Below are 7,754 nucleotides of genomic sequence, written 5' to 3'. Positions count from 1 at the left end.
GCGTCGGGGTGCGGCGGTCGGGACGGTGGATACGGCGCGCTCCGCGGGTACCGCTGCTGTGGCGCGGCGTGGGTGGGCCGCGGCGGGCCCGAGGCCGCCGGCGGGGTGGCGATGCCGACCCGGCGGTAGCGCACCCAGTCCGCGACCGCACCGCCGATGAAGCCGGCACACGCGCCCCACAACAGGCCGAGCAGCACCGTCCACAGGTAGTCCGCGTGCAGCGACACCGACGCGCCCGGGGACACCACCCCGCCCAGCACGCTCACCGCGACCTTGAGCTGCAACTGCATCAGGTAGGCGATCACCAGCAGGCCGCCGGCGAGGGTGACCGCGAACCGCCACGCGTGCTGATGCGGACGCACCGACGCGGGCGCGCGCATCGCCATCACGGTCGCGCCGAGCAGCAGGAGCAGCGCGGAGAACAGCGGTACGAACCACGCCCGCGAATCCAGCTCGGCCAACCGGTCGATCCGGATCGGCAGACCGTCCCCGGAGGAGGCCTTGACCAATTTGCCCAGCGGGCCGGGCAGACCGAAGGAGAAGCCGCCGACCTCGGTGGGCGCGCTGGTCGTGCCCTTCCACGGGATGCCCAGGCCGAGCGAGGCCAGCAGCCACACCGCGTTGGGCAGCGCGAACAACATGCCGCCGATCATCCGCTTCGGCGCGGGCGCGGCGGCGGCCACGAACGGGGTGCCCACGATCCCGGCGACCACCGCGGTGATCAGTACGGCGAGCAGACCGGCGACCGGGGCCCGCAGCACCGCGCGGTGCCGCAGCCACTTGATCGGGAGCGGCCCGCGCGCGGACACCGCGACGGCGGCGACCAGGGTGATCAGCAGCCACAGCGCGCCGAAGACGAGCGTGCCGCTCACATCGGTCTCGAACCTGGCCGCCGCGCCGAGGTCGAAGAGGCCGATCAGGTCCTGCGCCTGGGCACCGCCGACTCGGGAGACGAACCGATCGATCGGCAGCGAGTGTTTGCCCACCGACACCACCACGCCGAGCGCGGCCATGGTGAACACCAGGACCCGCACGCCGTGCACGATCAGATCCAGCGCGCCGATCACCAGCCGGTGGCGTAGCGGGCGCAGGAACAACCAGCCCAGCACGAGTGCGCCGATCAGGCCGATGCCGAGCAGCATGACGTCGACCCGGCCGCTGCCCTGTGCGAGCGAGACGTCGCCGGTGAGTTGGCTGAGGATGTCGTTGCTCGGGCCGCCCTGTTCGGCGCCCTTCAGGTCGACCGTGCCGCCGACCGCGAGCGCGATCACCGCCGCGACCAGCGCGGGCATCGTGCTCGACCCCAGGTCGTCCGCGCCCAGCAGCCACAGCGCCGACCACGCCGCCACGGCCATCGCCACGAACGCGGCGAGCACCGCGCCGAGCGCGTGCAGCCACGGTGCCACGCCACCCCAGGGCGCAGGGCCGGCCGGTGGTCGGGCCGGAGGCGGATCGTGCTGCGCCGCGTTGTACTGCTGCTGGTTCCAGGACACGACCGCTCCTGTCACGTGCGACCCGGCTGCCGGTTGAGCGGGACAAACTCGACTATCGAGCGCACCGACCCGCGCGTCAACGGATTCGGCCGGACTGCCACCCGGGCGGCGGCGCGGCGGAGGGAGAAGTCGACGTTGTAATCGCCCTTCGGAGTGGTTCCGTACGCTTCCGGAGCGGAAAGGCTGCCCGGGAGGCCCGCACGTCCCTACACTCTCGAAGCGTGGGGGACAGCTATACGCCAGAAGGACCGGCAGTGCCGCACCTGACCGTCGGCACCAGCGCCGGAGCACCCGTGATCCTGGATCCCGGGCGAGAACACATCGTCGGTCGCGACCCGTCCTGTGCGATCGTGCTCGACGATCGCCGCGTGTCGCGCCAACACGCGGTCCTGCGGGTGGGCTCCGACGGCTGGGAGTTCGTCGACACCAACAGCGTCAACGGCTCGTGGATGCGCGGCAATCGGGTACACCGCGTGGTCGTGGGCCGAGGCTGCGAGGTGTTGCTCGGCGACCCGGACGACGGCGACCCGCTGCGACTCGCGCCGGAGTCGAACGCCACCGAGGTGGTGCCGCCGCGCATGGCGCACCACGACCACGTACAGATCCCCGAGCCGCCGCGCCGGAGCGAACCGCCGCCGCGCCGTGCCGAACCACCGCGCGCGGGCGAGCAGCCGCACACCCCCGACCCGCCCTACGTGCCCGAGCCGCCCCGGCAAGTCTCGGACCGTGCCCGCCCGTTGGGCCGCGCGCAGATCGGCGCCGGGCCGCACGCGGATCCACGCCCGAGCGTGGACCGGGCGCCGAGCATGGTCATCCCGCTCCCGGTGCGCACCCTGCGGATCGGCCGCGCGCTGGACAACGATTTGGTGCTCACCGACCTGATGGTCTCCCGGCACCACGCCGAGTTGCGCACCACGCCCGGCGGCCGGCGCGAGATCGTCGACCTCGGCAGCCACAACGGCACCTTCCTCAACGGGCAGCCGATCGAGCACGCGCTGCTCGGCGAAGCCGACCTGGTCGGCATCGGGCACGCCACCTTCCGGCTCGACGGCCAGGAGTTGCGCGAGTTCATCGACACCGGCGAGGTGTCGCTGGACGTGCAGAACCTCACCGTCACGGCCGGCAAGCGGGTCCTGCTCGACAACGTCTCCTTCCCGCTCGCCGAGCGCAACCTGCTGGCCATCGTCGGCGGTTCGGGCGCGGGCAAGTCCACCCTGCTCGGCGCGCTCACCGGCAGCCGCCGCGCCGCCAGCGGCAAGATCCTCTACGACGGCCGCGACCTGTACGCCAACAACGCCGAACTGCGCCAGCGGATCGGCCTGGTGCCGCAGGACGACATCCTGCACGCCCAGCTCACCGCACGCACCGCGCTGCGCTACGCCGCGCAGTTGCGCTTCCCCGAGGACACCGAGGCGGCCGAACGGGAGAGACGGGTCGAGGAGGTGATCGGCGAGCTGAGCCTGGACAAGGTGCCGCGCGGCGCCACGTCGCCGTACGCCGACACCAAGGTCAGCAGCCTCTCCGGCGGCCAGCGCAAGCGAGTGAGCGTGGCCGTCGAGTTGCTCACCAAGCCGTCCGTGCTGTTCCTGGACGAGCCGACGTCCGGCCTGGACGAAGGCCTGGAACGCTCGGTGATGGAAAAGCTGCGCGAACTCGCCGACGACGGCCGCACGGTGATCGTGGTCACCCACAGCACCCGCAGCCTGAACGTGTGCGACCGAGTGCTGGTGCTCGCCCCGGGCGGTCGGATCGCCTTCTTCGGACCACCCGACGAGGCGCTGCCGTTCTTCGGCAAGGGCGACTGGCCCGAGGTCTTCAAGATGTTCGACGACGAACCGGACCGCGACTACGAGGGCCCGTTCCGTCGCTCGGAGCTGTATGGCCGGTACATAGAGGTGGGTCGCGACCGTGCGCACGCCGAACAGGGCGAGCGACCGCAGGCGAAGCCGCCCAAGCCGCAGGGCTGGTTCTCCCAGCTGACCACGCTCTCCCGGCGCTATCTCGCGGTGATCGCCTCGGACCGCAAGTACCTCGCGCTGCTGGCGATAGCGCCGCTGTTCCTGGGCATGTTGTGCCGGGTGATTCCCGGCAAGCTGGTCAGCCCGCCGGGCTCGCCGCCGGGCTCGAACCAGGAGGCGACCACCAAGCTGCTCGTGCTGTTCGTGATCAGCGGCCTGATGGGCACCGCGACGGCGGTCAACGAGCTGATCAAGGAGCGCGCCATCTATCGGCGCGAGCGCAGCGCCGGGCTCTCGGCGTCCGCCTACCTCGGCTCGAAGATCATCGTGCTCGGGCTGATCTCCGCGATCCAGGGCGTGGTGCTCACCGCGGTCGCACTGGTCGGGCAGAAGTTGCCCGCCAAGGGCGTCGTGATCAGCCCGCCGATCATCGAGATCGGCATCGCGGTGGTGCTGTCCGCGATCGCGGCGATGGCGGTAGGCCTGGTGGTCTCCGCGTCGATCGGCAGCGCGGAGTTGGCGATGCCGCTGCTCGTGGTGATCGCGATCGTGCAAGTGGTGCTGTGCGGCGGCCTGTTCCCACTCAACGGCAAGGCCGGCATCGAGCAGATCTCCTGGCTGGCCCCGGCCCGCTGGGCGTTCGCCGCGGCCGGCAGCACGATTGATCTGGCCACCCAACTGCCGCGCAAGCCCGGCGAGTCACCGGATCCGCTGTGGAAGCACGACCCGAAGGTCTGGTACCGCAACATCGGCATCCTGGCCGGCCAGATCGCGGTCTACGGCCTGATCGCGCTGATCATGCTGCGGCGCCTGGACCCCAAGACCAAGCGCAAGCGCGGCACGTAGTGCCGCCCTCGGCGCCGGCTCAGGCCCGGTCCGGCTCCAGGGCCGCGCCGTACGCCGCCACCATCGCCCGACGGCAGGCCCGCTCCAGCGGGGCGAGCGCGCCGAGCCGGGCGGATATCTCGGCCGCGCTGACCGCGGCGCCGTGCTCGCGGCCGGCCACGGTCAACACCGCGTGGATCCGGCGCGCCTGGTCGAGCACCCGGCCGGCCCGTCCGGGATGGCCGGGCGCGACCCGGGTGTCCGAGTCCTTGCGGTACAGCCCGGCGAGGGCGCGCTGCGCCGCCGGGCCGCTGCCGGCCACGTCCAGTCGGGTCAGGTCCTCGATCGCGTCGCGCATCGCCTCGGCCAGCTCGCGCTCCGCCTCGGCCAGGAACGGTCCCGGGGTGGGTCGGTCGGCCACCTCGACCATGCGCCAGGCCACCCGTACGGTCGTGTCGCCGATCGAGCCGTGTCGGGTCACCTCCGGCACCAGGCCGTACGCGGTGTCCGGCGCGCCGACCGTGATCGCCGCCTCGCCCGCGTCCAGCGCGAGGTCGTTGAAGGCGGGCGGTCCGGGCAGCGCCAGCGGATCCCCGGATACCGGCAGCGCCAGCCGCAGACCGGTCACGCCCAGCGCACGCAGCCGGCCCAGCGCCAGCGACAGGCCGACCGGCACACTTTCGCCCGGCACGCCCGTCACCCGATGCGGTTCGTCCGTTCCGACGATCTCGGACACCGCGTCGTCCGGCGGAACGCGCCCGGCCAGCAGGGCATTGCCCCATGCGACGAGAAGTCCGGAGCGAGGTTCGGCAAGCATGCGGACAAGCGTAAGGGGCGTCACAACGCTCCCGGACACGACCGGAGGTCGCTCGGTGTCATAGGTTTCTCCCGGACCGGGTGCAACAACGCGGACCACGGAGCGAGGCGGTGATCCCACACAAGGGGATGCCGTCCGGCGGCGTAGCGCACGATGGGGAGCTGGCAGGCGATGAGCGACGTTCTCGAACTGGTTGACGTATCGGTGGTGCGCGACGGTCGCCCTCTGGTGGACCAGGTCACCTGGTCGGTCGCGGAAGGCGAACGCTGGATCGTCGTCGGCCCCAACGGCGCCGGCAAGACCACACTGCTGCAACTGGCGTCCACGTACCTGTTCCCCACCAGCGGCACGGTCGCCGTGCTGGGCGAGAAGCTCGGCACGGTCGACGTGTTCGAGCTGCGCCCGCGGGTCGGGATGGCCTCGGCCGCGCTCACCGACAAGCTGCCCCGCCGCGAGCGGGTGCTGGACATCGTGCTGACGGCGGCCTACGGGATGACCGCCAAGTGGCACGAGCGCTACGACGCCGAGGACGAGCAGCGTGCCCGCCGGTTGCTCGACCAGCTGGGCATGGCCGAATACATCGAGCGCCGGTTCGGCACGCTGTCCGAGGGCGAGCGCAAGCGGGTACAGATCGCCCGTGCGCTGATGACCGACCCCGAGCTGCTGCTGCTCGACGAGCCGGCCGCCGGGCTCGACCTGGGCGGGCGCGAGGACCTGGTCCGCCGGCTCGGCGCGCTGGCCGCCGACCCGTACGCGCCGTCGATGATCCTGGTCAGCCACCACGTCGAGGAGATCCCGCCCGGCTTCACGCACATCCTGATGATCCGTCAGGGACGGGTGCTCGCGGCCGGCCCGATCGCCGACACGCTCAACTCGCGCAACCTCTCGCACTGCTTCGGCCTGCCGCTGATCGTCGAGCAGCAGTACGGGCGTTGGTCCGCCCGCGGGCTGCCGATGCCGGAGGCGCCGGAGGAACAGGGCTGACCCCCGGCACGGATCGCGGGCTGATCATTTCGTCCGAGAACCATCTGCTGCTCGGTACGTCCACGATCTACGATGAACACGTGGACGCATGGATGTGGTGGCTCATCGCGGTCGGGGCGTTCGGCATCTTCGGTGTGCTCACCTCCTTCGTGGAGATGGGCATGTTCGCGGTCGGGGCCGCTGCGGCCGCCGGGGCCGCCGGAGCCGGCGGCAACTTCCTGATCCAGTGCCTCGTGTTCGCGCTCGTGTCGATCGCGCTGCTCGTGTTCGTGCGCCCTGTCGTGGTCCGGCACAACAACTCGCCCGGATCACGCACCGGCATCGAGGCGCTCAAGGGCACCAGCGCCGTGGTCCTGGAGCGCGTCGACGAGAACGGTGGCCGGATCAAGCTGGCCGGCGAGGTCTGGTCGGCCCGCAGCCTGGACGCCACCGCCGTGTTCGAGCCCGGTGCCCGGGTGGACGTAGCGGACATCGTGGGCGCGACCGCCGTGGTGATGTGACGCCCGATCGGTTACGCCGATCGTGTTGACGTCCCACGTCGGCCCGCGAAGCCCTAGGCTCGATGCAGCCTTGGTTTTCAAAGGCAGCCGCAGGCAAGCAGGACCTCGGGAGAGATCGTGAAGGCCACCGCCGTCATCGTCCTGGTCGTACTCGTACTGCTGGTGGTCGTCGCCCTGGTCAAGACGGTCAAGGTGATCCCCCAGGCGAGTGCCGCCATCGTGGAGCGTTTCGGGCGTTACACCCGCACGCTGCACGCCGGACTCAACATCCTCGTACCGTTCATCGACCGGATCCGGCAGATGATCGACCTGCGTGAACAGGTCGTGCCCTTCCCGCCGCAACCGGTGATCACCGAGGACAACCTCGTCGTCCAGATCGACACCGTCATCTACTTCCAGGTCACCGACCCGCGCGCGGCCACCTACGAGATCGCCAACTACATCCAGGCGATCGAGCAGCTGACCATCACCACGCTGCGCAACATCATCGGTGGCATGGACCTCGAACAGACGCTCACCTCGCGCGAGGAGATCAACGCGGGGCTGCGCGGCGTGCTCGACGAGGCGACCGGTCGCTGGGGCATCCGGGTCAACCGGGTCGAGCTCAAGGCGATCGAGCCGCCGCCCTCCATCCAGGACTCGATGGAGAAGCAGATGCGCGCCGAGCGGGACAAGCGCGCGGCGATCCTGACCGCCGAGGGCCACCAGCGCTCGCAGGTGCTCACCGCCGAGGGTGACAAGGAAGCCGCCGTGCTGCGCGCCGAGGGTGAGCGCCAGGCCGCGGTGATCCGGGCCGAGGGTGAGGCGCGCGCGATCGAGACCGTCTTCGAGGCGATCCACGCGGGCGAGGTGGACAACAAGCTGCTCGCCTACCAATACCTGCAGATGTTGCCGAAGATCGCCGAGGGCAGCTCGAACAAGCTGTGGATCCTGCCCAGCGAGGTCACCCGCGCCCTGGAGGGCATCGGCGACGCGGTCGGCAATCTGTCCTCGAACGGCTCCGGCCCGGCCCACCGCGTGCCGCAGGTTCCGGTCGAGGAGGAGCCGGCCTGGCCTGGTTCGGGCACTCCCGCCGCGCCGGTGCGCAAGGCGCCGGCCGGAAACGGCGCCTCGGCGGCACCGCGTCCGCCCGCCGAGCCGCCGACCGTGCCCGCGCAGCCGCCGGCCGAACCGCCGC

The 7,754-nt window shown here is 71.3% G+C and carries 6 protein-coding genes; 4 read left to right on the top strand and 2 right to left on the bottom strand.

Features of this window, described 5'->3' with window-relative positions:
* Window positions 1-1,493 (bottom strand): streptophobe family protein (locus ABZS54_RS41000; RefSeq protein ID WP_355547926.1); only part of this gene is annotated, 1,493 nt, incomplete at its 3' end.
* Window positions 1,494-1,747: 254 nt separating this feature from the next.
* On the opposite strand from ABZS54_RS41000, the gene ABZS54_RS40995 reads away from it, so the two are divergent.
* Complete coding sequence (locus tag ABZS54_RS40995; RefSeq protein ID WP_355547923.1) at window positions 1,748-4,297, top strand: FHA domain-containing protein; 2,550 nt, start codon at window positions 1,748-1,750, stop codon at window positions 4,295-4,297.
* A gap of 19 nt (window positions 4,298-4,316) precedes the next feature.
* On the opposite strand, the gene ABZS54_RS40990 is transcribed toward ABZS54_RS40995, so the two are convergent.
* On the bottom strand, window positions 4,317-5,093 hold the full coding sequence (locus ABZS54_RS40990; protein ID WP_355547920.1) for a hypothetical protein: 777 nt from the start codon (window positions 5,091-5,093) through the stop codon (window positions 4,317-4,319).
* Window positions 5,094-5,264: 171 nt separating this feature from the next.
* Between ABZS54_RS40990 and ABZS54_RS40985 the strand changes: the two genes are divergently transcribed.
* The 3 genes from ABZS54_RS40985 to ABZS54_RS40975 all read left to right on the top strand — a co-directional run.
* Window positions 5,265-6,077: an ABC transporter ATP-binding protein gene (locus ABZS54_RS40985; protein ID WP_355547917.1), complete on the top strand. Its 813-nt coding sequence runs from the start codon at window positions 5,265-5,267 to the stop codon at window positions 6,075-6,077.
* A gap of 92 nt (window positions 6,078-6,169) precedes the next feature.
* On the top strand, window positions 6,170-6,577 hold the full coding sequence (locus ABZS54_RS40980) for an NfeD family protein (RefSeq protein ID WP_355547929.1): 408 nt from the start codon (window positions 6,170-6,172) through the stop codon (window positions 6,575-6,577).
* A gap of 117 nt (window positions 6,578-6,694) precedes the next feature.
* Window positions 6,695-7,754, top strand: a 1,060-nt coding sequence (locus ABZS54_RS40975) for an SPFH domain-containing protein (RefSeq protein ID WP_355547914.1), incomplete at its 3' end; no start/stop codon positions are given.

Source organism: Embleya sp. NPDC005575 (genome assembly GCF_040605455.1).
Lineage (GTDB): Bacteria > Actinomycetota > Actinomycetes > Streptomycetales > Streptomycetaceae > Embleya.
Note: the sequence above shows the minus strand (reverse complement) of the source record. Positions and strands in the feature narration are given on the sequence as shown.